Annotated in this window: 28 protein-coding genes; 13 read left to right on the top strand and 15 right to left on the bottom strand. The window is 39.9% G+C overall.

Annotated features, from left to right (window positions below; translation table 11 throughout):
* Nucleotides 1-33 precede the first annotated feature (33 nt).
* From AC1RJ8_RS13820 to AC1RJ8_RS13810, 3 genes are all read right to left on the bottom strand, one after another.
* Nucleotides 34-1,182, bottom strand: coding sequence for a FecR family protein (locus tag AC1RJ8_RS13820; RefSeq protein ID WP_493008050.1), 1,149 nt, complete (start codon nucleotides 1,180-1,182; stop codon nucleotides 34-36).
* Between the two features lie 123 nt (nucleotides 1,183-1,305).
* Nucleotides 1,306-1,896: an RNA polymerase sigma factor gene (locus tag AC1RJ8_RS13815; RefSeq protein ID WP_492954322.1), complete on the bottom strand. Its 591-nt coding sequence runs from the start codon at nucleotides 1,894-1,896 to the stop codon at nucleotides 1,306-1,308.
* 168 nt (nucleotides 1,897-2,064) lie between these two features.
* Nucleotides 2,065-2,328: a hypothetical protein gene (locus tag AC1RJ8_RS13810; protein WP_492954321.1), complete on the bottom strand. Its 264-nt coding sequence runs from the start codon at nucleotides 2,326-2,328 to the stop codon at nucleotides 2,065-2,067.
* Nucleotides 2,329-2,339: 11 nt separating this feature from the next.
* Here AC1RJ8_RS13810 and AC1RJ8_RS13805 point away from each other — a divergent pair, with 11 nt between their 5' ends.
* The 13 genes from AC1RJ8_RS13805 to AC1RJ8_RS13745 all read left to right on the top strand — a co-directional run bounded on the left by AC1RJ8_RS13805 (nucleotide 2,340) and on the right by AC1RJ8_RS13745 (nucleotide 14,450).
* A complete protein-coding gene (locus AC1RJ8_RS13805) occupies nucleotides 2,340-3,362 on the top strand; it encodes a sensor histidine kinase (RefSeq protein WP_492954320.1) in 1,023 nt (340 codons plus the stop codon).
* Entirely contained in the window at nucleotides 3,359-4,135 is a 777-nt protein-coding gene (locus AC1RJ8_RS13800; protein WP_492954319.1) for a LytR/AlgR family response regulator transcription factor, read from the top strand. Before AC1RJ8_RS13805 ends, AC1RJ8_RS13800 begins: the two co-directional genes overlap by 4 nt.
* A gap of 109 nt (nucleotides 4,136-4,244) precedes the next feature.
* Nucleotides 4,245-5,078: a sterol desaturase family protein gene (locus tag AC1RJ8_RS13795; protein WP_492954318.1), complete on the top strand. Its 834-nt coding sequence runs from the start codon at nucleotides 4,245-4,247 to the stop codon at nucleotides 5,076-5,078.
* Between the two features lie 23 nt (nucleotides 5,079-5,101).
* Nucleotides 5,102-5,323, top strand: a complete 222-nt coding sequence (locus AC1RJ8_RS13790; protein WP_492954317.1) for a hypothetical protein — start codon at nucleotides 5,102-5,104, stop codon at nucleotides 5,321-5,323.
* A gap of 43 nt (nucleotides 5,324-5,366) precedes the next feature.
* Nucleotides 5,367-5,756: a DUF4890 domain-containing protein gene (locus AC1RJ8_RS13785; protein ID WP_492954316.1), complete on the top strand. Its 390-nt coding sequence runs from the start codon at nucleotides 5,367-5,369 to the stop codon at nucleotides 5,754-5,756.
* Nucleotides 5,757-5,841: 85 nt separating this feature from the next.
* Nucleotides 5,842-6,885, top strand: coding sequence for an alpha/beta hydrolase (locus AC1RJ8_RS13780; RefSeq protein ID WP_492954315.1), 1,044 nt, complete (start codon nucleotides 5,842-5,844; stop codon nucleotides 6,883-6,885).
* A complete protein-coding gene (locus AC1RJ8_RS13775; protein ID WP_492954314.1) occupies nucleotides 6,818-7,972 on the top strand; it encodes a serine hydrolase domain-containing protein in 1,155 nt (384 codons plus the stop codon). The genes AC1RJ8_RS13780 and AC1RJ8_RS13775 overlap by 68 nt, the downstream gene beginning before the upstream one ends.
* A gap of 624 nt (nucleotides 7,973-8,596) precedes the next feature.
* Nucleotides 8,597-11,140 carry a heavy metal translocating P-type ATPase gene (locus AC1RJ8_RS13770; protein ID WP_492954313.1) on the top strand — a complete coding sequence of 848 codons (2,544 nt, stop codon included), beginning with the start codon at nucleotides 8,597-8,599 and terminating at the stop codon, nucleotides 11,138-11,140.
* A gap of 557 nt (nucleotides 11,141-11,697) precedes the next feature.
* Nucleotides 11,698-11,967, top strand: a complete 270-nt coding sequence (locus tag AC1RJ8_RS13765; RefSeq protein ID WP_492954312.1) for a hypothetical protein — start codon at nucleotides 11,698-11,700, stop codon at nucleotides 11,965-11,967.
* Nucleotides 11,968-12,152: 185 nt separating this feature from the next.
* Entirely contained in the window at nucleotides 12,153-12,689 is a 537-nt protein-coding gene (locus AC1RJ8_RS13760) for an SMI1/KNR4 family protein (protein ID WP_492954311.1), read from the top strand.
* Nucleotides 12,690-12,710: 21 nt separating this feature from the next.
* The gene (locus AC1RJ8_RS13755) at nucleotides 12,711-13,361 is read left to right on the top strand and encodes a hypothetical protein (protein WP_492954310.1); all 651 of its coding nucleotides are present in this window, start codon (nucleotides 12,711-12,713) and stop codon (nucleotides 13,359-13,361) included.
* Nucleotides 13,362-13,545: 184 nt separating this feature from the next.
* The gene (locus AC1RJ8_RS13750) at nucleotides 13,546-13,929 is read left to right on the top strand and encodes a CPCC family cysteine-rich protein (RefSeq protein WP_493008049.1); all 384 of its coding nucleotides are present in this window, start codon (nucleotides 13,546-13,548) and stop codon (nucleotides 13,927-13,929) included.
* Between the two features lie 17 nt (nucleotides 13,930-13,946).
* Nucleotides 13,947-14,450, top strand: a complete 504-nt coding sequence (locus tag AC1RJ8_RS13745; RefSeq protein WP_492954308.1) for a hypothetical protein — start codon at nucleotides 13,947-13,949, stop codon at nucleotides 14,448-14,450.
* On the opposite strand, the gene AC1RJ8_RS13740 is transcribed toward AC1RJ8_RS13745, so the two are convergent.
* From AC1RJ8_RS13740 to AC1RJ8_RS13685, 12 genes are all read right to left on the bottom strand, one after another.
* Complete coding sequence (locus AC1RJ8_RS13740; protein WP_492954307.1) at nucleotides 14,447-15,292, bottom strand: helix-turn-helix domain-containing protein; 846 nt, start codon at nucleotides 15,290-15,292, stop codon at nucleotides 14,447-14,449. The two genes, AC1RJ8_RS13745 and AC1RJ8_RS13740, sit on opposite strands and share 4 nt — an antisense overlap.
* Nucleotides 15,293-15,390: 98 nt before the next feature.
* Nucleotides 15,391-15,879, bottom strand: a complete 489-nt coding sequence (locus AC1RJ8_RS13735) for a hypothetical protein (protein WP_492954306.1) — start codon at nucleotides 15,877-15,879, stop codon at nucleotides 15,391-15,393.
* Between the two features lie 251 nt (nucleotides 15,880-16,130).
* Nucleotides 16,131-16,832 (bottom strand): sulfite exporter TauE/SafE family protein, encoded by a 702-nt coding sequence (locus AC1RJ8_RS13730; protein ID WP_492954305.1) that lies wholly within the window; start codon nucleotides 16,830-16,832, stop codon nucleotides 16,131-16,133.
* Nucleotides 16,829-17,257 carry a FixH family protein gene (locus tag AC1RJ8_RS13725; protein WP_492954304.1) on the bottom strand — a complete coding sequence of 143 codons (429 nt, stop codon included), beginning with the start codon at nucleotides 17,255-17,257 and terminating at the stop codon, nucleotides 16,829-16,831. The genes AC1RJ8_RS13730 and AC1RJ8_RS13725 overlap by 4 nt, the downstream gene beginning before the upstream one ends.
* A gap of 109 nt (nucleotides 17,258-17,366) precedes the next feature.
* The gene (gene ccoG, locus AC1RJ8_RS13720; protein WP_492954303.1) at nucleotides 17,367-18,746 is read right to left on the bottom strand and encodes a cytochrome c oxidase accessory protein CcoG; all 1,380 of its coding nucleotides are present in this window, start codon (nucleotides 18,744-18,746) and stop codon (nucleotides 17,367-17,369) included.
* A complete protein-coding gene (locus AC1RJ8_RS13715) occupies nucleotides 18,730-19,698 on the bottom strand; it encodes a cbb3-type cytochrome c oxidase N-terminal domain-containing protein (RefSeq protein WP_492954302.1) in 969 nt (322 codons plus the stop codon). The genes ccoG and AC1RJ8_RS13715 overlap by 17 nt, the downstream gene beginning before the upstream one ends.
* Nucleotides 19,685-19,867, bottom strand: coding sequence for a hypothetical protein (locus AC1RJ8_RS13710; RefSeq protein ID WP_492954301.1), 183 nt, complete (start codon nucleotides 19,865-19,867; stop codon nucleotides 19,685-19,687). Before AC1RJ8_RS13710 ends, AC1RJ8_RS13715 begins: the two co-directional genes overlap by 14 nt.
* Before the next feature lie 3 nt (nucleotides 19,868-19,870).
* Nucleotides 19,871-22,012 carry a cytochrome-c oxidase, cbb3-type subunit I gene (ccoN, locus tag AC1RJ8_RS13705; RefSeq protein ID WP_492954300.1) on the bottom strand — a complete coding sequence of 714 codons (2,142 nt, stop codon included), beginning with the start codon at nucleotides 22,010-22,012 and terminating at the stop codon, nucleotides 19,871-19,873.
* 73 nt (nucleotides 22,013-22,085) lie between these two features.
* A complete protein-coding gene (gene ccoS, locus AC1RJ8_RS13700) occupies nucleotides 22,086-22,265 on the bottom strand; it encodes a cbb3-type cytochrome oxidase assembly protein CcoS (RefSeq protein WP_492954299.1) in 180 nt (59 codons plus the stop codon).
* A complete protein-coding gene (locus AC1RJ8_RS13695) occupies nucleotides 22,262-24,646 on the bottom strand; it encodes a heavy metal translocating P-type ATPase (protein ID WP_492954298.1) in 2,385 nt (794 codons plus the stop codon). The genes ccoS and AC1RJ8_RS13695 overlap by 4 nt, the downstream gene beginning before the upstream one ends.
* 12 nt (nucleotides 24,647-24,658) lie before the next feature.
* The gene (gene hemN / locus AC1RJ8_RS13690) at nucleotides 24,659-26,005 is read right to left on the bottom strand and encodes an oxygen-independent coproporphyrinogen III oxidase (RefSeq protein ID WP_492954297.1); all 1,347 of its coding nucleotides are present in this window, start codon (nucleotides 26,003-26,005) and stop codon (nucleotides 24,659-24,661) included.
* Nucleotides 26,005-26,433 carry a lactate dehydrogenase gene (locus AC1RJ8_RS13685; RefSeq protein ID WP_492954296.1) on the bottom strand — a complete coding sequence of 143 codons (429 nt, stop codon included), beginning with the start codon at nucleotides 26,431-26,433 and terminating at the stop codon, nucleotides 26,005-26,007. Before AC1RJ8_RS13685 ends, hemN begins: the two co-directional genes overlap by 1 nt.
* Nucleotides 26,434-26,808: the final 375 nt, after the last annotated feature.

Raw genomic sequence — 26,808 nt, 5'->3', positions numbered from 1 at the left:
GGTTTTTAATTTTAAGCTCAATTTTAATGGTTTTTATTTTGTTACGGTTACCCTCCTTCCTTCAAGCTTAAAGTGAACACCGCCAGTTTTTTGAATTAATTTCAAAACTGACGATATGTTTTTATCTCTTGAGATCCATCCGCCTAGCTTTACTGTGCTGGGTGCAGATTGATCATATATAATTTCTACATCGTACCATCTTGCAATTTTCCTCATTGTAGTTCTGAAATCACTGGTTTTAAGGTTAAACTCATTATTTTTCCAATCCACAAAAGCAGTAGTATCAACATCCCTAACCTCAAGGGTCTTATTAAAGCTTATCGCCTGTTGTCCTGGACGAAGAATGGCATCACTGTTTACCTGTCCCCTACCTTCGAGCAGTGTAGTCCTAACGCTTGACTCATCGGCATAAGCATTTACATTGAAATGTGTACCCAGTACCGTAACTTTTTGCCTGTCGGTGCTAACTATAAATGGCTGTGACTTACCTTTTCCGTCCGACACCTTCTTAACTGCGAAATAAGCTTCACCCTCTAATTTGATCAACCTGGCACCTGCATGGGCAAAAGATGTTGGGTAAGTAATCGACGAAGATGCATTGAGCCAGACCTGGGTACTGTCGGGGAGCAACACTTTATATCTACCACCTCTGGGCGTGCTAATTGTATTGTATCCGACTACATCCGTTTCGGTGTCACCCAGTTTCATATAAACCAATTCTCCATTTCCCTGTTTTGAAATACTAGCGCCATACTGTTTGATTTTGTCCTGACCGGCATGAAGGGTATCCAGATAAACCTCGGTTCCGTTGGCAAGTTTTAGCGTAGCCCTGTCCCTCCCCGGCGCAATATCAACTGACCCTGCGGCGATTTCGATGTGTCCGGCATTCTTAGCTCTTTGTGAAAACACGAAAAAGACCAGGGCCGGCACCAATAAAACGACTGCAGCTGCAATCCATCTACGGTATATTTTGAATGAAATCTTATGATTTGAGGGCTCAGATAAACGACGGTTACGTATGGAGCGCAAAATCCTATCCAGGCTTTCTTCTTCACCCGGGACAGGATGAGATTCCCGTTCATCCATGAATTCAGCCACCATCTGCTCAAGTTCACCGTCAGAGATATGCTCCATTTTCTGCAAAAGTTCAGAGATTTCTTTCGCAGGCAAACGATTATCCAAAAATTTTGAGTAGCTACTATGTATATTTTGATTTTTATGTTCCAATATTATCGCTTTACATAGATAATACGTTTACAAAACAGACTTCCTCTACTCCATTTTAAAAAAAACTTATTTTTTTTATCATTTATCTAAAAAAAGACAAATCGCCAGCGCCAAAAAGCCATTTATTGACCCAAAAAAAGCTTTCTTTATTGTCTTTGTAGCTTTTACAATATGATTACTTACTGTTGAGGTAGATATATTAAGCTGATCTGCCACTTCTTCATATGATTTCCCTTCGATCTTGCAGAGTTTAAAAACCAGTCTTTGTTGCGGAGGTAAATCTTCAATCGCCCTGTTCAGTAAAATTTCACTTTCCTTATAAAATAATAGTTCCTCAGTCGGGTTGTATAGCTGAGCACTAGCCGATAGGATTTCATCCTGAAGACGTTGATCTCTGGCAGCTTTGCGATAAAAATCACTAACTGTATGGTTGGCAATAGTAAAAATGTAGTAATTAAATGGTTTATCAATATCAATAACCAATCTCTTATCCCAAATCTTAACAAAGACATCCTGCGTCAACTCTTCAGCCAACGGAATATGTTTTATCATCTTAACTAATTTCCTGAATATCAATTTGCTGTAATGTCTATAAAGGACTTCAAAAGCAGCTACATCACCGCCTTTCAAGGCAGTTAATAATTCTTTTTCATCGTCAAGAAAATCCATTTAAAGATTAATTTATTAAATGCCCCACAAAGAGAGTTTTCACAGAAGCAACAGGTTTGTTAGGTTTAGTTAAAGTCATCAATTACTTGCGGCATTCCGCTCAACTGAATTATTCTTTCAGTCACAAAATTGATAGACAACATTCAAATATACCGATTGGCGCTTAATTTAGAGACTATTACCCGGCAAAAATATTGGAAAATAAATTAACTGGGTATCCCCTGACGCCGTTTCATCGTTTTTACATAAATGATATTCTTTAATGGACAAATTATTTGAAGAGATTGAAGAACGCTGAAGCGGTACAGCAAAACCCGTATCAGACCGTTCCACCAGGCGTAGAAAAATAAGGACAAAGCATATTTTAGTCAACTGACCGCCAAATCTGTCAGCTTCACCATGATTGAAAACTGTTTCCTGTTTTTTTTTCATAAGTTTAAACGATGGATAAAAATGAGCGACGAATTTCCTGGTATAGTTCGCTGTTAATCGCCTTATTGGTAAATACACCTAAGTTGCTGGCTTTACGCGAAAAAGGAATTTTGGCGCAATACTGGCATTTTAATCCTTTGGAACTGCTATATCAGTTTTTATTCAATCTGCTCTTCTGTGGCCTAATATTCCAATTAAACCTGAATCCATCTTCAAAGCTTAGTATTTATCGCGAAAAAAATAAAATTAGTCTGTATATCATTTCAAATGCATTAATATTCTTTTTTGCTGTCTTTGTAGGAGGTGTGCTTCAAAACAAATTATTTTTTACGCCACAATTGCCGAAGGTTTACCTGGCAGGCAACTTCGTGCGATTATTCTTGAGTAGTATCTTAACTGGCATTCTGATTAAAATTGTCCTGCTTGTCCGTTCCTCTAAAAATAAAGAAGTAGAAAACGAGCAGCTCAAAATGGCCTACATGCAAACAGAACTGGAGCTTTTGAAAGAACAGATGAACCCACATTTTTTATTCAATTCTTTAAGTAGCCTCTCAGGTGTCATAAGGGAAAACCCTGCCTTGGCACAAAAATATGTCCGCGATTTATCTACCGTTTTTCGCTACGCTTTAAATCGTTCCAAAAATAATCTGGTAACACTTAGTGATGAATTAACAATGCTAAAGGCATTTGCCCGGCTCATCACCATGCGTTTGGAAAATGCCTTTAAAATGGAAATTAATATTCCCGCTGAAGTGTTGAATTATAAATTACCCCATTTAACTTTACAGCCTTTATTAGAAAATGCCGTGAAACACAACGCAGCAACGCTAACAAAGCCCTTAAATGTAAAGCTGTATATGGATGATGACCTGCTGGTTCTGAGCAATAACCTCAACGAAATTCCAACACCCGAAAGCAGCAACGGAATGGGACTTGCAAACCTGAACGAACGTTTTAAGATTATGGTAAAACAAGAAATCGAAATAAGCAAAAGCCAAAACAGATTTCTGGTAAAAATCCCTTTAAAAGCATGAAAACCATCCGTACTGTTGTTGTAGAAGATGAGGCTGTCACTTCAAGGAACCTCATTCACTTATTGGGAGAAATAGCGTACGATATTGATATAGTTTCGGCATTAAGTACAGTTGAAGAAGCAATCACCTGGTTTGCCGGCAACGAAAACATGTACGATTTAATTTTTATGGATATCAGGCTCGCCGATGGATTGTCTTTTGATATTTTCAAACGAATCGCCATCGATAAACCTGTTATTTTCGTAACCGCATATAACGATTACGCCATCACGGCTTTCAGAAACAATGGTATCGATTACATCCTAAAACCTTTTGACGAGGAAGAAATTGCCAATGCTGTTAACAAATACAAAAGATGGATGGGCAGTGCTACACCATATGTTTTGCCTGTATTTGCAGATTTAGCTGCACAAATTGGCAACCTTTCAAAATCTTACAAAAAGTCTTTCCTTATTCATTACCGTGATAAACTGATACCCGTAGAAACGGCTAAAATTTCGTGGTTTTATACGGCTAATGAAATCGTTTACGCCAGAACAAACGACGACAGGCAGTTTGTGATGGACTTTACCATGGAACAGCTGGAACAACAGCTTGAGCCGGATACTTTTTTCCGGGCAAACCGCCAGTTTCTGATCAACCGCCAGGCTATAACCGAAGTTGAATTTTATTTCAATGGAAGATTGTTGGTTAAAGTAAAACCAATAGCAGAAATGCAAATCCTGATCAGCAAAGCCCGTGTGCCTGAGTTTAAAAAATGGATGAACACTTAAATCGTTTCACACCTTTGTTTTTCAGCTTCACCTGTTTTTAGGCCGCATCCAAATTCATTTTTATTCACCTTTATCCTGTCTTAACAAGGCAGCATTTAGTTAGATAAAAATGAAAAATCACATCGGTCCATATCGCATTTACATCCTGTTATTTCTTTTTGTATTAATTCTTGCCGAAATCATCTGGAGCTGGAAGAAAGAAAAAGGCACTTATGATGTTAAGGAAACTTTTTCCAACCTCGCTATTTTTGCAGGTTTTCAGTTTTCAAAATTCATATTTGCAGGTTATCAATTAACCATTCTGGGTTTCTTTTCTAATCTTACGCCCGTTAAATTGCCGCACAATGCCTGGGTTTTCAGTTTAACATTTATCGCTGCAGATTTTATCTATTATTGGTTTCATCGCTTTTCACACATCTGGAAACCGCTTTGGGCATTTCATTTGGTCCACCATTCGGCCATGCACATGAACTTAACGGCAGCCTACCGCCTCAACTGGTTTTCGGCAATTGTTAGTCCCTTGTTTTTTATCCCGGCTGCATTATTTGGTTTGCCTACCGATTTTATTGTGATTTCTTATGCGCTTAACCTTACTTACCAATTTTTTCTACACACTGAAGCAGTTGGAAAATTAGGCCTGGTTGAGCATGTAATGGATACACCGTCATCGCACCGGGTTCACCATGGAAGCAACCCGATTTACATCGATAAAAACTTTGGCGGTGTCTTAATCATCTGGGATAAGCTATTTGGCACTTATCAACCGGAAACAGAAAAAGTACGGTATGGCCTAACTACCGGTTTTTTAAGTTATAATCCCTTCCGCCTGGTGGCCCAAGGTTTTATCAACTGGTTTAAGCCAAAAAGTTCACCCCCCGGCAATAACAATTCAACCCCGAATCTTTCTGTTTCAACCGAAAAGCAGAAACATGCATTAAATTAATCCGTCTATTTAATAAAAAACACATGATGAAAAAGTTCATTTTAATTATCAGTATCGCGTTCCGGGCTGCACTGCCCGCAAATGCCCAAAGCAGAATAGTTGTAAAAACACCTGCTAAAAGAATCATTGTACATACCCGCCCGGTGAATGTTAGGCCTGTTGCAAGGGTTGTCGTAGTAAAACCCGCACCAATTGTAGTTGCAAAACCTACTTTGAGAAGAAGGGTAGTTGTTGTTCATCACTAATCCTAAGCAATTTTCATATTTTTAAATCAATAGAAATCAAATCATGAAAACCCCTAAAATCACAAATATATTTGTTGCTTTATTGGCCTTATCAGTTTCCGGTTTAAGCTCGGCGTTTGCTCAAAACAAAGCAAATGATTTAAAGAATAAAACACCCGAAGAGCGGGCTAAATTTCAAACGGAAATGATGAAGAGTAAGCTCAACCTAAATGCCCAACAGCAAAGTAAAATTGAAGTCATAAACTTAAACTATGCTAAAAAGTTCGAGCCGGTTATAAAAAGCACCGATAGTAAAATAACACGCTTTAAACAAGCCATGTCTTTACAGAAGGCGAAGGATGAGGAGCTGAAAAAGGTATTTACAGCCAGCCAATATCAGCAATATGAAAAGTTTCAAGAGGCGTTAAAAAGCACACTAAAAGATAAAATGTAATATGAAACCATCATGATTTTTCAAACCACACAGTGGTATGAAAAAATCTGATAGCTTCATCACAATTGAAAACAAATTTATACAGATGAAAAATTTACTCAGACTTTGCTTTTTATTATTGATTTTATCAGCTTGCGCTAAAGGAGGCGATTCGCCATCAACAGAACCTATAGATGATGATTTAGATGGGCCAATTTCTCGACCTGCATCTGGATATGGAGCTGATGGCAGTTACAAGGTTGCAGAGATCAATTTTGCAAACCCAACCTATTCCGGAACCAATGTAACTATTTTCTATCCTGCCGGGATTAGCTCACCCAAAGGAACTATTTTCTATTCACATCCTTATGGCGGGGAAGATAAAAACTATGCAAAGGGCCTTTTCGAGTTCATTGCAAAAAAAGGTTTTGTAGTGGTTTTTGTGCCCTATCCAACAACCGGAGTTAGTATAGATGATAGATATAACACACTCTGGACAGGCTTTTTAAAGGCAGCAACAGACTATCCGAATCTTATCGACAAGACCCGCGTTGGCTTTATGGGGCATTCTTTTGGTGGAGGTGCTTCAATTGCCCTTGCTTATAAAGCGTTCACCGATTATGGATGGGGACAAAATGCCCGTTTCCTTTTCACCATGGCACCTTGGTATAGCTATCAGATTACCAATGCACAACTTCAGAATTTTCCTGCCAATACAAAAATGATTGCTCAGGTTTATGATGAAGACATTGTTAACGACCACCGTTTAGCGATAGATATCTTTAAAAACATTAGCATTGCCGCGGCAGAAAAAGATTTCATCTACATGAAAGCAGCCACAATTGCAGGTTACACTTACCACACGGAACACACCATGCCAAATACAAGAACAGCATTCGATGCCTATGATTATTATGCCATTTACCGCCTGCTCGATGCCATGATGGATTATAGTTTTAATGGCAATCAGGCCGCAAAAAATGTGGCTTTGGGAAATGGTTCAACAGCACAAATAACCATGCCTGGATATAAAAATGAAGCTTTGCCACCGTTAGAAGTAAGTGATAATCCGGTGCCTAAATATGCACAAAGCAGATATGAATTTCAGTGCGGCAGTACAGTTAACCCCAGAATTGGAAATTGTAATTAAAAATATGAAAAAGTTGATTTTTAGTATCTTGATTTTATTTTGTTGCGGAAATTTAAACGCACAGAACTTCTCTAAAATCGATACCTGGCTACAGGAACACGCCGATGTAATGGGCGGCAGAGTTTACCTCGTACTCTATAAAGACGGGAAAATTTTATATAGCAAAGGCGTGAGCGAACTTTCTGCAAAACAGAAAATGGTGGGTAAAATCTTAGCCAGGAGACAAGGCAAAACTGCCGATTTCAGCGATTACACCGCTACAACCCGGCAGCAGATTGCCAGTTGCAGTAAATGGCTGAGCGCTGCCTTGGTAATGACCTTTGTTGATGAGGGTAAGCTGAAACTTAGCGATACGGTTGGCAAATATCTTCCGGTTTTATCGAAATCGGGCAAAGGGAGTATCACCATTAGCGAATGTTTATCGCACATGACTGCCATAAAATCTCCTGATTTAAAAGAGAGTTTAAGCGAAATGCGACAAACCAATAGCATGGATGAAGCCATCCAAATGATTGCTGCTTTGCCTATGGAGGGCGAACCAGGAAAGGTTTTTAGATACAGCAATACCGGATTACAAATCGCCGGAGCAGTGATTGAAAAAATCAGTGGCAAGAGCTTCGAAACCTTATTTGCCGAAAGAATTGCCAAGCCTTTGGATATGAAAAATACCGATTTCGGGAAAGGTAAAGTTGCATTGCCTGCAGGTGGGGCGAGCAGTACACCAAACGATTACATGAATTTTCTTACTATGATTGTAAATAAAGGCATTTTTAATGGCAAGAGAATACTATCAGAGAATAGTGTGAACCAAATGCAAATTAACCGTGTAACTGGTGAAGTTAACAAAGTATACGCACCCACCGAAGCGGGAAATTTTGGCTATGGCTACGGTGAATGGGTGATGGAAAATAGTATAAACAATAAGCCCGGTAACGCTGTTACCAGTCCTGGCTTATTTGGCAGTTATCCCTGGATTGATAACCAAAAGAAAACAGCTGGCTTTTTAATGGCCTTTTACCTTAACAATAAAGGAAGACACCAATACTATGTTGAGTTGAAGAAGTTAGTTGATGAGGCCTTGAAGTGAAGGCAGTTTTTAAATGGGCATTACTGAAACGAAATGCCCGTTTTAACCATGCATCATGATCAATCATTGCCAAGTAATTCCACAATTAGCAGTTATTATTAATGCTTCTTCTTACTACTATATTGCCCTTTGGCTTTATTCGCTAAAACCTTTCAAAATCTACAGCTGCCTCACAATGCTTGTAAAAGTTACAACATATTAAAGCCTGACAAATTCACTAAATCTCTTAATCGTTCATATAACCTTGCCCGCTTGCTCATCTGGGAAGTGGAAACGATAATTCCTAAAGAATTAATGCCTACATTGATCTGTTAAAAAACTGGTGTAGAAAAGAATCTCATATCCAGTTTTCTCCTCTTGATTTATGCATAATTATATAAAACATAAGGAAAATTGTATAAAGCTAATTGCAGGTCTTTATATAGATTTGTTATCTAAAAATTAACCTTGAGCGCTTTTAAATGTAGGTTCCCACTAACCTACATTGCTGAGTACCGGCTGAACGTAAATATATCCGGCTTTGCAGGACTAAAAACCCGGCGGGGACGGACTGTTGACTTGAATAAAATTGAATAACATGTGCTATCCTCCGGTATTAATTTTAAATCCTAAAAAATCGAAAACATGGAACATCGCTATAAAATAAGCGGAATGAGCTGTCAGGGCTGCAGGGCAAAAGTTGAAAATGCACTAAACTCGATTGATGGCATTTCTGCTAAGGTATCTCTGGAGCCTGCTGAAGCCATTATTAGCATGGAAAAACATGTCCCAACCGAGAAATTGCAAAAGACATTATCTGCGGTGGGAAATTACGGTATTGAGATGGGATCTCATGAAAAAGAGGTTTTAAAAGCACCCGGGCAAATAGATAGTGTTCATTATGAATCGGAGCACCAACATCATTCGCCAGCTAAAAAAAACGATATAAACCAAGGAGGAGAAGTATTCTATTGTCCGATGCATTGCGAGGGCGAAAAAACTTATCCAAGAGTGGGACATTGCCCTGTATGCGGAATGGACCTGGTGAAACAGCCTGAAAAGAACCGGCCTTCACAGTTTACCTGTCCGATGCATCCCGAAGTTATCAGGAATGAGCCGGGAGCATGCCCAATCTGCGGGATGGATCTGGTTCCTACCGGAGCAGTTCTGGAAGAAGAAGATAAAACTTATGATTCGCTGCTCGGAAAGTTTAAGATTGCAGCAGCCTTTACTATACCCATTTTTGTCATCGCAATGACGGAAATGATTCCCAATAACCCACTGTTTGATTTGCTGGAACTTAAATACTGGAACTGGATCCAGTTTGGATTATCCATTCCTGTAGTTTTCTATGCTACCTGGATGTTCTTCCAGCGCGCCTGGATATCGGTGATAACCTGGAAACTGAATATGTTCACCCTTATAGGAATAGGTGCGGGAGTAGCCTGGCTTTTCAGCCTGGTTGCACTGATTTTCCCCGATATTTTTCCTGCCCAGTTTAAAACGCACCACGGAACGGTCTTTGTTTATTTTGAAGCGGCAACGGTTATCCTGACATTGGTACTGCTCGGACAACTTTTAGAGGCCAGGGCGCATGGAAAAACCAATAGTGCCATCAAGGAGCTATTGAAACTAGCCCCTAACACCGCTACTAAAGTGGTTGGGGATAAGGAAGTGTCGGTACCCATTGAAGACATCCAGAAAGGAGATTTTCTAAGGGTAAAGCCCGGAGAAAGCATTCCGGTAGACGGCAGCATTGAGATTGGAGAAGCGGTAATTGATGAATCGATGATTTCAGGAGAACCGGTTCCTTTGGAGAAAAAAACAGGCGAAAAGGTAACTTCGGGAACAATCAACGGAAATAAGACTTTTGTAATGGTAGCTGAAAAGGTAGGCTCGGAGACCCTCTTATCCCAGATCATCGAAATGGTAAATTCTGCCAGCCGATCCAAAGCGCCCATCCAAAAGATGGCCGATAAGATCTCCGGGTATTTCGTGCCCGTTGTGGTACTCATATCCATTATAACATTTTTACTATGGGCATTGTACGGTCCCGACCCGGTTTATGTTTATGCCTTTGTAAATGCGATAGCGGTATTGATTATTGCATGCCCATGCGCACTGGGGCTTGCGACACCGATGTCTGTAATGGTGGGCGTGGGCAAGGGTGCACATTCTGGTATCCTGATAAAGAATGCGGAATCGCTGGAGAAAATGAATGCTATTGATGTAGTTGTCATCGACAAGACCGGAACGGTAACAGAAGGTAAACCTTCGGTTGAAAAAGTGGTTAGCGTAAATTCAAGCTTTACCCAAACGGATATTCTTGAAAAAATTGTGGCTTTGAACAGCAGCAGTGAACATCCGCTGGCACAGGCAACTTTACGCTATGGCGAAGAAAACAAAATAGAGGTTAAGCCCCTAACAAGCTTTGAGGCAATCACAGGAATGGGCGTAACAGGCAATTTGGGATCGGAAATACTGGCTTTAGGTAACCAGAAATTAATGGAGCAGGTTAAAGCGGTAATAGACCCTGAATTAAAAGAGCAGGTTAAGGCCGCTCAAAAAGACGGCAAGACGGTCTCATATCTGTCTGTAGGAGAAAAAGCTGTCGGATATGTTGTGATTTCTGATCAGATTAAGCCTTCGAGTGCATCTGCAATTCAAAAACTCCAGGATGAGGGTATAAAGGTTATGATGTTTACCGGCGATAATGACGACACAGCCAAAGCAGTTAGCAAAACGCTGAAATTAGATGGCTATAAAGCCCAGATGCTTCCTGAAGATAAATTAAAGGAAATAAAAAGCCTTCAGGCTGAAGGCAAGAAAGTGGCGATGGCGGGAGATGGCATTAACGACGCCCCCGCACTTTCCCAGGCCGATATCGGCATAGCCATGGGAACAGGAACGGATGTAGCCATACAAAGCGCAGGGATCACCCTTGTAAAAGGAGATTTGAACGGGATCGCAAAAGCAAGGTTATTGAGCCACAAAGTAATGGCAAACATCAAGGGCAATCTCTTTTTTGCACTTGGATACAACATTGTGGGTATCCCGGTTGCTGCGGGCCTCCTCTATCCTTTTTTCGGGATCCTGCTCTCACCAATGATCGCAGCCCTTGCAATGAGTTTAAGTTCCGTTTCCGTTATCCTCAATTCCCTGCGCCTGAGGAATGCAAGTATCGATTGATTTTTTAGCAATGGGTAAACTGGACGAGAACTTTCTTACCAGATGGAAAATTGGCCGGAGATGCTCGGGTTATCTATAATTAGCCATGAGGCCACAACTAAATGTGGGGATCAATATTTATAAAATATTAAAATTGTTTTATGGGCAATCCTTTACCACCTTATCCTTTTACCTAATTATGAATCCATTCTAATCTTAAGCTACTTTCGGCCAGCAGTATCGAGTGATCTGGCAATATTTTGTATATTTCAGAGAAAGTGGCTCTTCTCCACTGTCCTTGGTAGCCTAAGCCACTGAAGTTATCCTCCCTATTATCTCATCCACAAAGATACGCCTTAAAGTTTCATTTCTAAGTATGCTGCTTCGATATGATTTCCGACGAAAATTAATATCTTGTCACGACTTAATTAACAATCATGCTCAATCTCCATCTGTCTGATTTAAATGTCTTAAACATTTAATCGCGAGTAAGGAATACTTAAAATGCTTGTTCCTTAAGCAGATAAAAATTTCCTGTGCATTGTAATTTTATATATTTTGGAATTAACGGCAAACCTATGACGATACAATACTACAAAAGACATTTTGAAGAAAATCGGATTGAGAATTCTGAATTGTGGGGAGCTTGCGACTATTATTTTGAAACTAATCAAGACGGTGAGGTACTTCGGCAGATTGAGGTTTATGAAAACGGTAAAAGATTAAAATACAGCGAACAAATGAGTGAAGACGAGTTTGGTTTTCTTACAGACCAAGCCCTCGACCTTGTAGATTTTGAAGAATTCGCAATAAATCAAAATGACTTTGAACACCAATGGCAAAGGTAAATTATATGATTGGTGATGGCGGTATCCCATCATACCACGAGTATGAGGCCTTTATCTATAATTAGTTCAGGAACCTTTAAAATACCATCATCATGACCACCTCTGAATATAAAAAGTTAAATAATTCTTAAACAAGTTTTGAACTCATTAAACAAAAAAGTGAGCAGTACTGGGAACAAATCGATTTGGAGGTTTCTTATGGATTTCAGATCCAACAAAACAGTAAGTGGAAAAAGGGGCTAACCGACGAGCAATTAATTGACTTTCAGAAGCAATTAGGCATACAATTTCCTGAATCGTTGAAAAGCTATTATAAAACAATGAATGGACTTGATAAACCTGGATTGGACAATAATGGAGAAAAAGGTGAAATTGAGTTTGGCCCAATTTTTTATTCGTACCCTGATGATATAGAAGAAATCAGGTCAAACATTAATTGGGTTTTGGAAGCTAATACAGTAACAAAGGAAGTTATTATTGAACAAAATGTACCACTTCTTTTCCCATATCTTGGTCATAGATTTCTTGTTCTGAATAAAGAGCAACGTGTACTTTCAATGCACAGCAGAGATATTATATATTGGGCATATAATTTATCCAAGGGAATTGCAAGGGATATATTTCCTTTTTTTACAGAAGGAAACTTAAAAGAACTCGATGGAAATTCTTTTTGGAATAAAAAAGTATTGTTATTGGAACAACTTAACAGCAAGTCTTTTTAAAACAAAAGTGCACTATAAAATATGACAGCAAAAGATTTATTACACAAAATTCTGGATTACAACCATTTGTGGTCTTCGCCGGAGAGAAACAACTCCAAGCCTGCGAAGACCAGACTTATGCAAATCGAACTGTTATTAGAAGCTTTCGGGCTAACAAAAAAATATGTAAATCCACTTGTTCAAATAAAGTATGCCTTTACTGGCAAAAAAGAAAAGTGGAACAGAGCACTGCGATTAAACGGGTTGACCAATCTTGAATATGTGTTACGTGGCGAGTTCCTTCGCGATAGAGAAAAGGAAGTAAATAAAGAATTATCAGATAAAGTACTTTTAAAAATACGCGATTTGTATCCAGACCTGACTGAATATATAAAAAACAAGCCTTTTGATATAGACTGGCTCTACAGTGACCTTCTCAATTTTAGGCAAGAAGTTTATAATCTGACTTATCCAAATGGGGGTATGTTGGAAGGGTTTTCAGTTGGACTTCATTATAGCTTTTATCTAAAAGCACAACTGAAAGAAATAGTAAAGAGTAATCTTTCCGAAATTGATGAAACGCTTTGGCAGATACTTGATCCTCTTAAAAGAGATATAAGTAAAGATGAAATTAGTTATCCTGACGTAGACTTAGATAATATTGACCGTGAATGGAGAATGGAGAACTACTGAATCTCTTTTTTAAAAAAATTATTGCTGCCGTAAATCCTCCATCGCCAAACCAAAAAACATTAACAATCAGCTTAAAAGACACCCCACAAATGAAAGAACAGGAAAATTATACCGACAATTTAAAGAACGGAGAGACTTTTTTCAAAAGAACTTCCCACTGAAAATTGGTAAGCAGAGAATGGATGTGAATAGTGCAGACATTTTAAAAAACTCCTGCCCTGTTTGTGGTTACTTAACACTAGACGAAAGAAATTCATTTGATATTTGTGGGATCTGTTTTTGGGAAGACGATGGCGTTGATGACTTTGAAGAAAATGAAGACAGTGGGCCAAATCATATGACCTTAAAAGAAGGGCTGGTAATTTTCCAAGAAGCTAAGCATAAACTATTGAACACCAAATTTAGTGATAACCATTTAATAGAAACATTGAAAAACAGTTTTATAACACTTGATCATTTCATTGAACAAAACAATGCTAAGACAGATATCATTAATATGCAAAATGAAATACTTGACTTATTGACAAAAAGCGATGTGTATGGACTGGAACAACTATTCGACAAATAAAGCTGAAATACAGCAATATGAACAGACTAAAAAAACATAGGGGACTTAGACGTTATTATAAAAACCTTAGGGTAAAAAACAGCAACTGGTCTGCATTGAACTTCGACGACCCTGAACATGCCTGGTTTGATTTATGGCACACACATTTTGACTGGCGTGGTTATGGCAATAATAGTTTTAAAAAACGCAAACCTCATCTCGACAAACTATTTAGACATTTTGATCTACTCGCAGAAAAAGCAAAGTCTTTGCAAACTGATTATCAAATATGGGCAACGTTGATTGATTTTGACAGCTATCACGATGCCTTATTTTTACACACTCCGAATCCGAACCATAGCAACTTTCCCTGGACAATAAAAGATCTTTCCAGAACAACTACTTTATCGAACAAGGAATTAAACTATTACATTGATGGCCTGACAGGTTATGAAAAACGATATGGGCAAGCAGATGAGGCCTTTTGTGTGCTTTTCAAGAAAAACCTTGGCATCCCAGTAGCACCAAATACCAAGCCCTAATAACGCTGCCGAAAATCGCTGGGTGTACACTCGTATTTATCGCGAAAGCTTTTGGTAAAATTGGCCAAATCGTTATAACCACAATTAAAAGCAATGTCTTTAATCCTTTCGTTTGAAATTAACAACAGTTCGGCCGCTTTTTCGAGCCTTTTGGTTTTGATATAATTGGCTGGCGTATCGTTGTAATGCCTGGCAAATTCGCGTTTAAAAGACGATAAACTCAAATTATTAAGTTGTGCCAGGGCTTCGATACTGAGTTGTTCAAACAGGTTGGCCTCAATAATTTGCTTAAACGTATAGGTAGCAGGCGAAAAAAGCTGTGCAAATATGGTTTGTATGGCCCGGGCATTAGCGGTTTGGGCCAGTAGCAGGATAATTTCTTTTAACTTTAAAACCAGTATATCTTCGTTAACCAGTGCCGGATGCTGAAAATAAAACAGCAGGCCTTCAATATATTTTTCGATTAAAAAATTATTGCTTAAAATTTCGACACTTTTGTTCGAAACCATCCGGTCGGGTGCCTGAAGGATCACCGGCATCTCCCGATCGTAGATCCGCTTTAAAATATCGGGATGAAAATTAACGACCATAATTTCGTTAATCCCACCTTCATTTAAGTTACTGATGGTTTTGCTTGCCTGTATACAATTTAAAAACAAAGCATGTTTATGCGGTATATTTACCCGGTCTTCATCGCGGTGATATTGCATTTCGCCCTGTAACATGTACAAAAAGCAGGCATTATCGGTAATGGGAAAATCGAAGGTAAAAGGTGCCTTTATCCTGATGTTTTGGATAATGGATTTACCAAACAAATCGTATTTTTTATGGTCAATGATCATATTTTAAAAACCTTCAGCTATAAAAATAGAAAAACTAATGCATGGTTTGGCTTTTCTGCCCCCTTGCATTAGCTTATCCGAAAATCACAAGCTTTGCTTTACCGTATTTTAAGCGCATTGCGCTGTTTAATGTATTGGTAGATGGCACCGGCAATAAATGCGATTAAGAGCACCAGTAATGTTTGGGCAATGATAGGATCGGTAGGATTTTTGGCCAGTGGATGCCCCAGCGGAACCCGGGTAAAGGTTTCGTTCACAGTAGGAATGAGCGACAGAAAGAAGCTGAAAGAGAGCAAAAAATTCTCTATGTAGCGGGCCTTATTATTGACACTGCGCTTTACCGAAAGCCAAAAAGCCACCACCACTAAAATAAAAATGAATACCGAAAAAATATGCCCGGCATTAAAGCCTCCATGTTTGGAGATTCCCAATGCAGTTAAAGCCGTAACAGCAGTGGTATAAAAGTATATTTTGCCACTAAGCTGAGTTAAATCAATTTTGCCAAAGCGTACAAATGAAATGATTGCTGCTACAATGGCCACGATACCAATGATGGTATGAAAAATTCCTAAACCTGATAGTCCCATAGTCTTTTTTGTTGAGTATGTAATTGTTTTACAAAAATGGCTATAGTAAGATTAGGGGGCTTTGCTTATTCGTTCAATTCATTGGTAATCCGGTTCAAAATATTGGAGATGGTATTCGCTGGCTTTCCTTTCATGGCCACTGTAATTGCTCTATGAATATTGTAGTACTACATTCACAGCATGCAACAATTTTCTTATCTAAAACATTAAATCTTCATCTGAATAGAAAACACATTAAATTGGCGCATTTTTTACCGGCAATCTATAACATGACCGTAGGCACCCGTATTTCTTGGTGATATAAAGGGAATACCCAGATCTGCCGACCTCAAGATAAGTAAGGCCCCCATAAAAAACATAAACCATGGAATAAGCTTATTGGTGTTGAAACGGATGTATTTTTTCAGGAAGATCCCCCCTAACGAAATCATGAGCATCAGTGGCGTGGTACCCAATCCAAAAAGAAGCATAAAAGTACCGCCAGATTTAATACTACCGGTATTTAAGGCAGTTGCGAGTGCCAGATAAACCATTCCACAGGGGATGATGCCATTAAGCATTCCGGCAAACAATCCCCACAACGGTAAATTGAATACCTTTCCCATTAATCTTCTTAGCGGCTGGAGTACCCATGACTGGAACTTAGAAAACCTATTTCTATAAGCCGCATTAAACTGTAGCGCTGTAAATAAAATCAGTATAGAACCGATTAGGATACTCAACATTTTCTGATCGCTAAAAATGCGGATACTACTTCCTAAAGCACCCACCAACAATCCTAATACAGTGTACACGGCAATTCTGCCAAATTGGTACAACAAAAGCTGTAACCCACTTTGAAAGAAATCCTGCTTTCTGAATGGCATACCCAGCATGATCGGCCCGCACATTACGGCGCAATGAAGGCTTCCGAAAAGCCCCATCAAAAATGCCAGTGGCAAAAAATCCATCATAGGGTGATGTTATTTTTAAACAGATAATCTTTTCCTGAGGAGTGCCATTGGAGGTTTAAAAACCACCTTCCCTTGGGCATTTTAGTTTTATCAACCAGAATGAGATTGGCTGTTCCAGAAGTATTTCCTTTTAGTTTAATATCATCATCACTATTGCCAGGCCGCATTAAAATGAGATTATAGCTAGCACGATCTTTAATTTCAATAATAATCTGAGTTTTTGTAATGGTAATTTTAGGGCTTGCATTATCGTCTATAACGTTCACTTTGGCATTGTATTCTGCATTATAATTGATGCCCTTTTCGTAATAATTTTCTTCGATCAACGCATCCCGTCCGTGTACATGGAACATATAAACTACCATCCCCACAATAAACATCATGAATGCAATCATTCCCAACACTATTTTTGTTCCCCAGTTCATAATCTCTTATTTTTTAATCTTGGATGAGTGAGTTTTGAATGGCAACATAACTCCAGATTCAATCATTCAAAATTCAATCATTCAATCCTTCTCTCATTCTCTAACTCAATCATTCAATTCCTTCCGGTTGCGCGAAAAAACTTGTAGTTGCTGTGCTTAAAACTTTACCATTGGCAATAATTTCGAAAACCGCTTCGGTTTTATATTTTTTAATGGCATTATTTTTCCTGATCAGAAAGAAAGTAAGGTGTACTGAACCTTCTTTTGGCAAAACATCAGCTTTTTGGATAAAATCAATTTCATCACCATCATTTTGCGACCTAAATCTGAATTTTACTGCTTTATTGGTTTTGTTGATCAGCTCTGCATTATAAAGATTGCTCGTTTTATCTGCCCCCCTGCTTTGGTATAAAGTACCACTTGCTCTTAATACCGTGGTCTGGATATCTTCTCTTTTATAGATCAGTGAAGAAAAAACCATCATTACCACAAACAGTACCGCAGCATAACCGTAAGATTTTAAGCCAATTTTATAGGGCTTACGTTCCTTAATAAAATCCTGATTGAAGAAACCGATCAGATTTTTGGGCCTGTTTATTTTAAGCATTACCTCGTTGCAAGAATCGATACAGGCCGTACAGTTTACACATTCGAGCTGTGTACCTTCGCGGATATCGATACCTGTGGGGCAAACCTGCACGCAAAGCCCACAATCTATACAATCTCCCGTTTTTAAAGCTGCGTCCTGTTTTTGAAGATGGCCCCGCGGCTCGCCCCTGGTAAAATCGTAGGCGACCACCAGACTTTGATTATCTAACAAAACGCCCTGTAACCTACCGTACGGACAGATTACCGTACACACCACTTCGCGTACATAGGTAAATACCCCATAGAATATAAATGTAAACAGCCAGATGGATACAAAGCCAGAAATATGGCCTGATACGGGCTCCGTTATAATTTTAAGGAGTACATCCGAGCTGATCAGGTATGCCAAAAAAGTATTTGCAATGGCAAAAGAAATCACCAGAAAGATGAAATGTTTACTTACTTTTTTGAATATTTTTTCCGCGGTCCAACCGGCTTCGTCTAATTTCTTTTGCTTGTTGGCATCGCCTTCAATCCAGTATTCGATCCTGCGGAAAACCATTTCCATAAAAATTGTCTGTGGGCAAGCCCATCCGCACCATAGCCTGCCCAACACTACTGTAAAGCATACGATGAACATAATAAAAATGAGCATTGCAAGGGCAAACAGGTAAAAATCCTGTGGGGTAAAAATCAATCCAAAGAATACAAATTTTCTTTCTATAAAGTTGAGCAGTACCAGTTGCTCACCGTTAAGCTTTACAAATGGACAGGCAAACAAAAATAAAAGCAGCACATAACTTACCCATTTCCGGTAGGTATACAACCTGCCTGATGGCTGTTTAGGATAGATAAAATTTCTGCCCCCGCCTTTATTTTCTTTTTTATTTTTTGGTAACATTGGCCTGATTTACACTGTCTGTTGCTGCCTTCATCTCATTGTCTTTTAAATCTTTCGCTTCGTATTTCTCACCCTGTGGTGCTTTTGCTCCTGCAGGATTTGTCCCTTTTAACGATAGGATAAAATTGGCAACAGCACTGATCTGTTTTGGGTTCAGGTTTTTCTCCCAGCTGATCATTCCTTTCTCGGGCACCCCATATTTAATGGTTTTGAAAACATTGTTTATGCCTCCACCATGTATCCAATACTCGTCGGTTAAATTTGGCCCGATGATGCCCTGGCCTTTATCGCCATGGCATACCACACAGTTTGTGGTAAAAACAGTTCTTCCTTCTTCCAACACGGTTGGTGTATTATCAAACTTAACCGAATTCTCATCAATGGTATTGGCCGATTTTTCGAGGTAGGCTGTTTTTTCTATCTTCGCTTTGGCCATTTCATTTTCGTATTCTTTATCCTGCAGGTCTCCATAGCCACCAATGTGGTAATAAAAAAGATATGCCGCAGCAAAAATCATTGTACCGTAAAAAAGGAAGTTGAACCATGCCGGAACAGGATTGTTCAGTTCTTTTATACCATCGTAAGCATGATCGATGACCAGATCCTTTTCTTCTTCAATTGGCCTTAGGCTTAAAAGTTTTGACCAGATTGAAGGTTTAACAGGCTGTTGCTTTAACCAGGTATCGTAATCCAAAACCGGCTCCTTTACAGGTTTGGTGTATGGTGTAGGATTTAACTGTTCCTGATACATTACCTTGAATGCATTTAACAAGGTTACTGAAACAACAAGAAGCACAACTGCAAAAACCAAGAGGATGATAATCAGTATTTCCGATTGGTTTAACCCCAAGCCTGCCTGAGCAGGTGTTACGGTTTCTGCGGCTTTCTCGTTTGCAGCAAAGGCTGTAATTGAGCTGAACAGGAATAAGAACAATAGTTTAATCTTCTTCATATGCAATAGGTTGATTGTCTTGAATGGGAAGCTGGCTCATCACTTCGATATGTTTTTTATTTAGTTTGAACAGGTAAATACCCACGATTACAAAAAACACCATGAACATGAGCAGAGAGGTGATGAGGTATATTTCGCCACCGGCTAAATCTTTGATCTGGTTGAACATATTTTATTGATTTGAAGGAATGGTTTCTTTATTGGCTTTGATATCGGTACCCAAACGTTGCAGGTAAGCAATAATGGCTACTATTTCCCTGTCGCTTTTAACCTTAATATTATTCTGTTTTAGGTCGAGTGTGATCTTTTCGGCCTGAACTTTTAAATCATCGTTAGCTCGTTTATCATAACCATCGGGATAAGGAACGCCCAATGTTTGCATGGCCCTGATCTTGCTGGCGGTGGTTGTAATGTCCAGTTTCTGCTCAATCAGCCATGGGTATGGCGGCATAATGCTTCCTGGCGACATTGAAGTTGGATCGACCAGGTGATTGTAATGCCAGGCATCGGAATATTTCCCGCCTATGCGATGAAGATCAGGTCCTGTTCGTTTACTCCCCCATAAAAACGGGTGATCATATACAAATTCTCCAGCCTTGCTGTATTCTCCATAACGTTCGGTTTCTGAACGGAAAGGCCGCACCGTTTGCGAATGGCAGTTTACACAGCCTTCTCTGATATACAGATCTCTTCCCTGAAGTTCGAGCGCTGAATAAGGTTTTACGCTGGCTATGGTCGGCACGTTAGATTGAATGGTAAATGTTGGCATCATTTCTACCATGCCCCCAATTAAGATGATGATGAGTGATAACACCATAAATTTCATTGGCTTACGTTCCAGAACCCTGTGCCAGGCTTTATCTGCTGAAGAGGTTTCGATGATAACTTTGCTTAATGGCATGGCTTCTGCCGGTTCATTAGCAAGCAATTTAGCCCCTAACATGGTTTTGGCCAGGTTATAAGTCATTACAATTACCCCTGCTAAATACAGTGCACCACCAATTGAACGCAAAACATGCATCGGGATAATCTGTAGCGTAGTGGCTAAGAAATTCGGGTACTTTAATAACCCTTCGGGCGTAAATTCTTTCCACATCAGCCCTTGGGTAAAACCTGCCCAATACATCGGCACAGCATAAAAAAGTATACCCAGAGTACCTACCCAAAAGTGGAAACCTGCAAGCTTTTTAGAATATAATTCTGTTTTGTAAATACGTGGAATTAACCAGTACAGTACACCAAAAGTTAAAAAGCCGTTCCACCCTAAAGCACCAACGTGAACGTGGGCAACAATCCAATCGGTAAAGTGGGCTACACCGTTAATCTGTTTTAAAGATAATAACGGACCTTCGAAGGTGGCCATACCATAAGCGGTAAGGGCAACCACCATAAATTTAAGGGTTACATCTTCTCTTACCTTATCCCAGGCACCGCGCAAGGTTAACAGACCGTTAATCATACCACCCCAGCTTGGTGCAATCAGCATAATGGAAAAGGCAACGCCTAATGATTGTGCCCAACCGGGCAATGAAGTATATAACAAATGGTGAGGGCCCGCCCAGATGTAAATAAAAATAAGCGACCAAAAATGCAGGATACTTAGTTTATAAGAGTAAACCGGTCTACCGGCCATCTTCGGCAAAAAGTAATACATCATGCCCAGGTAAGGTGTGGTTAGAAAAAATGCTACTGCATTATGCCCATACCACCATTGTACCAATGCATCCTGCACGCCGGCATACACGTAATAACTTTTCATGAAAGAAATAGGCAGCTCAAAAGAGTTTACAATGTGCAATACCGCTATGGTAACAAATGTGGCAATGTAAAACCAGATGGCCACATATAAATGACGTTCTCTCCTTTTGAAAATGGTACCGAACATGTTAACACCAAAAACCACCCATATGATGGTGATGGCAATATCAATCGGCCATTCGAGTTCGGCATATTCGTGCGAAGTGGTAAAGCCAAGCGGCAGGGTGATTACTGCCGACAAAATGATCAATTGCCAGCCCCAGAAGTGGATTTTGCTCAGCACATCGCTAAACATCCGTGCTTTTAACAAACGCTGGAGCGAATAATAAACCCCCATAAAAATGGCATTGCCCACAAAGGCGAAAATTACGGCATTGGTGTGCAGCGGCCTGATCCGCCCAAATGTGGTATACTGACTGCCCATGTTCATTGCAGGTTTGAATAATTGCATTGCTGCGAGCAAGCCAACCGTCATGCCTATAATTCCCCAAACCAGGGTGGCAATACCAAAGTTCCGAACAATCTTGTTATCGTAAGTAAATTTTTCTAACTGCATAATAGAAGCTGAATTTTTGTATGTTTTGTACACCAAAGGTATTCTCCGGTGGATAGACAAAGGATGATGATGCTTAGCTAGAAAAGTGATCTTCTTCACTTTTTTCAACAATAACCTCATCGTCGAAGAGCATGCGGATACCTGGGGTATGTACATCATCATTCTGACCGGTTTTATAGGCCCAGAAAAACGCAGCCAAAAAAATGAGCGCCATTAAAACACTGCAGCCAACCAAAAAGTAAAGGATGTTCATATCAGTTTATTTTTACGGGCAAACCACCTGGTTGCCAAAGTGGTAAAGGAGATAATGGTAACTGTGCTAATCGGCATCAGTACTGCGGCTACCAAAGGATAAAGTGTGCCCTGCACAGCAAAGTAAATACCAATACAATTATATGCAATGGCTATTGCAAAGCTTGTTTTAATAATCTTCAGCCCGTCTTTACTTAACCGGATAAAATCTGGCAGAAAATTTAAGGCGCTGCCTTTGAGAATGGCATCGCAACCAGGGCTGAAACTGTTAATATTATCGGTTATTGCAACGCCAAAGTTGCTCTGTTTCAGGGCGCCGGCATCATTTAACCCATCGCCCAACATCATTACTTTATTCCCTTGCTGTTGAAGCTGTAGAACAGCATTCAGTTTTTGGTGCGGGCTCTGGCGGAACCTGATGGTTGTATTTTTCGTGAAAATGGTATCCAGCATCCAGCGGTCTTTATCGGTATCGCCGGATAAAACCTGCAAATCGAATCGAGAAAGTTTTAGAATCATTTGTTCCAGCCCTGGCCGCCATTGTTGCCTGATATCAAAACATCCTTTATATACATGATCGATCATAATATGCACCCCGCTCTCAGCGGCAGATGCTACTTGGATCGGCAGCATTGACAGATGCCCCGCATAAATACTTTGGCCGTTAATTCTGGCCGTCAAACCTTTTCCAATCACCTCTTTATAATCGCTGAGTGAGTAAAACCGGTCGACATTTAAAGCCTTAATGATATGCCTGCTCAAGGGATGTATAGAATTCCGCAACAATGAGGCAACAATAATCTTTTCTTCATCGGTTATAATTCCGCTAAAGATGATCGCTGCATTTTCATTACTGGTCAGCGTGCCTGTTTTATCAAAAATCAGCGTATCGCATTTGGCAAGTTCCTCAACGGCGTCTGTATTTTTTACATAAAAACCTTTCTTATCAAAAACCGATAAAATTGCGGATAAGGTAAATGGCGTGCTCAAAGCCAGTACGCACGGACAGGCTACAATAATCACTGCGGTAAATGCAGACCAGGCCTTATGGCTGTTGTTTTGGAACAACCAATATGCTGTGGCCGAAAATGCGATCAGGAAAACGCCCAGGCTAAAGTATTTGGCTACGGTATCATTAAAATTCTGCTTTTTGCGTTCATTTTTATAATGTTCTCGGTTCCACAGTCCGGTTAAATAACTCTGTGAAACAGGTTTGACCACTTCCAGTTCTATCGCTTCGGCGGTCTGCCTGCCACCCGCATAAATAATTTCGCCCAGAACTTTATGTACCGGTGCCGACTCACCCGTAACAAAACTCATATCCATCCAGGCCTCACCTTTCATTAGAATCGCATCTGCAGGCACCAATTCTCCGCTCCTGATCCACAGCCGGTCGCCGATCTTGATTTCGTTTATAGATACTGGCTTTTCTTTACCGTTTTGCAAGGTGGTTACGGCTATCGGAAAATATGAACGGTAATCGCGGTCGAAAGAAATATGATGGTAAGTACGCTGCTTGAGCCATTTGCCCATCAAAAGTAAAAATACCAAACCTGTTAGGGTATCGGCAAAACCTGGTCCAGCGCTAAAAATGATTTCGAAAGCTGTCCTCAGAAACAGGACGGCAATAATCAATGCTAAAGGGGTATCCAGATTAATATGTTTATGCCTGATACTGGTAATTGCGGAGGTAAAATAATCACGTCCACAATAAAAAGCGGCAGGAATGGAAAAAGTAAGGTTTAGCCATCCAAAAAGTGATTGAAATTGTTTCTCGAAACCTGAAAGGCCAAAATACTCCGGGAAACTAAAAAGCATAACATTGCCCATTAAAAAGCCAGCGACAGCAATTTTTAGCACTAAAGCCTTGTCTACCGAGCTGCTGTGCGCTTTTACCACATCCTGCAGATTGATCGAGGGGCCGTAACCGATCTGGTTTAAAGCTTCTACCAGTTGTCTTAACGAGATTTCCTCATGGTTGAAACTTATGGTTGCCTGTTTTTTAATGAAATCGATACGTGAATCGAATATGGCTGGATTGATTTTATAGAGGTGTTCCAACAACCAGATGCATGAACTGCAGTGAATGGCCGGAATGTAAAATGTAATGATGCTCGAACTTTCATGTTTGTAATCGAGCAGCTGGTCGATAATTTTTGGCTCATCCAGATATTCTAAATGGCTTTCATTTTTAAACTGCTGGCCTGGTGTACGATTGTACACATAATAATTACAAAGATTGTTTTCTGAAAGGATCTTAAAAACGGCCATGCAGCCAGCGCAACAAAAATCTTTATCTTCTGCCTGATATTTCACCTTGGGCAGATCTTCGCCGCAATGATAGCAAAGGGCACGTGTTGCAGTTTTATTTTGATCTTCCATTTTAACCTGTACTTAAATTGACGAGCTGAACAATTGGGTTTTGGGCTGTTTGAGCCACAGTTTCTCATCAAAGGCCATGCACACGTTGCGCAAAAAAGATCGCCCTTTGGTGGTAATCCTAATTTCTTTTTCGGTTACCCATACCAGCTTATCGCGTAATAAAGGCAAGAGCCTGCCATACACTGGCTCGGGAATACCTTCTTTATAGCTCGTATTTTCCCTGCACATCATGTTAAGGATATGTTTTCTTACCTCAAGATCTTCACCGGTAAGGAAATGCCCTTTTTCTACAGGCAATGTTGCTTGCGATATTTTATTGAAGTAGCTTTCTACCGTTTTGGGGTTCTGTGCAAAGGCTGTCCAGCTATCGCTGATGGAAGACACGCCCAATCCGATAAGTAAACGGGTATGCTGGTTGGTATAGCCCATAAAATTGCGATGGAGTTTCAGATCGGCCATCGCCTGGAACAATGAATCGGTTTTTAGTGCGAAATGATCCATACCAACGTCTTTATAACCAGCTTCATCCAGTAACTGCCTGCCAAGTTGGTATAAGGCAAACTTTTCATCCCCAATAGGAACATCTTCTTCCGCGTAATGTCTCTGACCGGGCTTTAACCATGGCACATGCGCATAACTGTAAAAGGCAATCCGGTCTGGCCGCATATCAATCACCTGTTTTATGGTGTCTGTTAATCCATTAACAGTTTGCCCCGGAAGGCCATAGATCAGATCAAAATTAACAGAGGTATAACCGATTTTCTTCGCTTCTGCCGTAACCTCAGCTACCTGCTTGGGCGTTTGAAAGCGGTTGATCAGGAACTGAACTTTTGGATCAAAGTCCTGTATCCCTAAACTTAACCTCCTAAACCCAAGCTTGTAGAGTACTGTTAAATGCGTATTAGTCGTATTGGCAGGGTGTGCCTCGAAAGAAAGTTCTGCACCTGGAGCCAAGATTGCATGCTCCATAATGCCATTGATGAGGATTTCGAGGTTTTCTGCACTAAAAAAAGTAGGGGTTCCACCACCCAGGTGCAGTTCCTTTAGTTTAGGTTTCTCCCTCAAAACTTCTACATACATTTTCCATTCTGCCAGTACAGCATTTATATACGGTACCTCTAAACTATGGTTTTTTGTTATCCGGGTATTACAACCGCAATAGGTGCACAGGCTCTCGCAAAATGGAAGGTGGATGTATAGACTGATCCCTTCATCTTTATGGCTTTCATAGGTGTTGGCTACATTGGCTAACCAACCATTTGCAGTGAAATTTTCAATATCCCAGTAAGGAACAGTTGGGTAACTGGTGTACCTTGGTGTGGCAACATTGTATTTTTTAAGTAGTGTAGCAATTTCCATTATTTGAGCGCTTTTAGGGTAGAACATTCGTTTTGACAGCAGCACGCATTACCTACGCATTTACCCGCAGCCCATTGATCGAGGTTTTTGATGACCTGCCCCATCCGTTGTTTAGCGTCGGCATCACCAGATGCCAAAGGAACGTTTGCCACTTTGATTCCAGCAGAACCGGCAGCTTTTAAATCAAGATGGTCTGTTTCGGAAGATGAGGTTGCAATATATTTTATGCCCAGGGCTTTTAGCCCCAGAATCATCGCCCCGCTCAGTTCATCGTTGTTAAAAACCAACAGGGCTTCCTTTCCGGTTGCAAATGAAAGCGTATCAATAGTTAAACTGTTGGCAATTATGGTAATGTCGTGTTTTTTATAATTGGCCAGTACCAACCATTCCTTTTCATCGGGTTTGATGTTGTAAGCTATAGCTTTCATATACAGAGTTTATATGTACAAAACTATAGCGGAAGTAAGCCGCAACAGGTGAGGATGCTTAGAGAAAAAAATGATTTTAGTTACATTTCTTAGTTTAGCGTTTAGCGGCAATTAAGCGATTTAAACAACGAACAAATAAAAAACCTAATTCGATTGCTTTACCGATAATCGCCACAGGCTGGCGCCCACTTCCAGGCACCCAATGAAGAATAAGACGATGAACTATTGGCTAATTACCAGTGGACCAATAATCAATAAATTAATTACATTTCTGCACACAAACGTTTGTGTTTATTCAAAAAAGGCTCAAAAACAAAGCTATAAAACACTAATAATCAAATCGTTTAGAGCAGCATTTAACAAAAATGATTTGTT

This window comes from Pedobacter sp. GW822-FHT03F06, assembly GCF_058801365.1.
The sequence above is the reverse complement of the archived record's forward strand: the minus strand, read 5'-3'. Positions and strand labels throughout refer to the sequence as shown.

Coding starts and splice junctions, on each gene's coding strand:
- AC1RJ8_RS13785 (WP_492954316.1), top strand. CDS start 5,367: ATGAAAACCCCTAAAATCACAAATATATTTGTTGCTTTATTGGCCTTA.
- ccoN (WP_492954300.1), bottom strand. CDS start 22,012: ATGCAGTTAGAAAAATTTACTTACGATAACAAGATTGTTCGGAACTTT.
- ccoS (WP_492954299.1), bottom strand. CDS start 22,265: ATGAACATCCTTTACTTTTTGGTTGGCTGCAGTGTTTTAATGGCGCTC.
- AC1RJ8_RS13735 (WP_492954306.1), bottom strand. CDS start 15,879: ATGGGACTATCAGGTTTAGGAATTTTTCATACCATCATTGGTATCGTG.
- AC1RJ8_RS13765 (WP_492954312.1), top strand. CDS start 11,698: ATGACGATACAATACTACAAAAGACATTTTGAAGAAAATCGGATTGAG.
- AC1RJ8_RS13810 (WP_492954321.1), bottom strand. CDS start 2,328: ATGAAAAAAAAACAGGAAACAGTTTTCAATCATGGTGAAGCTGACAGA.
- AC1RJ8_RS13730 (WP_492954305.1), bottom strand. CDS start 16,832: ATGATGGATTTTTTGCCACTGGCATTTTTGATGGGGCTTTTCGGAAGC.
- AC1RJ8_RS13770 (WP_492954313.1), top strand. CDS start 8,597: ATGGAACATCGCTATAAAATAAGCGGAATGAGCTGTCAGGGCTGCAGG.
- AC1RJ8_RS13805 (WP_492954320.1), top strand. CDS start 2,340: ATGGATAAAAATGAGCGACGAATTTCCTGGTATAGTTCGCTGTTAATC.
- AC1RJ8_RS13800 (WP_492954319.1), top strand. CDS start 3,359: ATGAAAACCATCCGTACTGTTGTTGTAGAAGATGAGGCTGTCACTTCA.
- AC1RJ8_RS13695 (WP_492954298.1), bottom strand. CDS start 24,646: ATGGAAGATCAAAATAAAACTGCAACACGTGCCCTTTGCTATCATTGC.
- AC1RJ8_RS13775 (WP_492954314.1), top strand. CDS start 6,818: ATGCACAAAGCAGATATGAATTTCAGTGCGGCAGTACAGTTAACCCCA.
- AC1RJ8_RS13795 (WP_492954318.1), top strand. CDS start 4,245: ATGAAAAATCACATCGGTCCATATCGCATTTACATCCTGTTATTTCTT.
- AC1RJ8_RS13780 (WP_492954315.1), top strand. CDS start 5,842: ATGAAAAATTTACTCAGACTTTGCTTTTTATTATTGATTTTATCAGCT.
- AC1RJ8_RS13755 (WP_492954310.1), top strand. CDS start 12,711: ATGACAGCAAAAGATTTATTACACAAAATTCTGGATTACAACCATTTG.
- AC1RJ8_RS13715 (WP_492954302.1), bottom strand. CDS start 19,698: ATGAAGAAGATTAAACTATTGTTCTTATTCCTGTTCAGCTCAATTACA.
- AC1RJ8_RS13790 (WP_492954317.1), top strand. CDS start 5,102: ATGATGAAAAAGTTCATTTTAATTATCAGTATCGCGTTCCGGGCTGCA.
- ccoG (WP_492954303.1), bottom strand. CDS start 18,746: ATGTTACCAAAAAATAAAAAAGAAAATAAAGGCGGGGGCAGAAATTTT.
- AC1RJ8_RS13815 (WP_492954322.1), bottom strand. CDS start 1,896: ATGGATTTTCTTGACGATGAAAAAGAATTATTAACTGCCTTGAAAGGC.
- AC1RJ8_RS13725 (WP_492954304.1), bottom strand. CDS start 17,257: ATGAACTGGGGAACAAAAATAGTGTTGGGAATGATTGCATTCATGATG.
- AC1RJ8_RS13740 (WP_492954307.1), bottom strand. CDS start 15,292: ATGATCATTGACCATAAAAAATACGATTTGTTTGGTAAATCCATTATC.
- hemN (WP_492954297.1), bottom strand. CDS start 26,005: ATGGAAATTGCTACACTACTTAAAAAATACAATGTTGCCACACCAAGG.
- AC1RJ8_RS13710 (WP_492954301.1), bottom strand. CDS start 19,867: ATGTTCAACCAGATCAAAGATTTAGCCGGTGGCGAAATATACCTCATC.
- AC1RJ8_RS13745 (WP_492954308.1), top strand. CDS start 13,947: ATGAACAGACTAAAAAAACATAGGGGACTTAGACGTTATTATAAAAAC.
- AC1RJ8_RS13685 (WP_492954296.1), bottom strand. CDS start 26,433: ATGAAAGCTATAGCTTACAACATCAAACCCGATGAAAAGGAATGGTTG.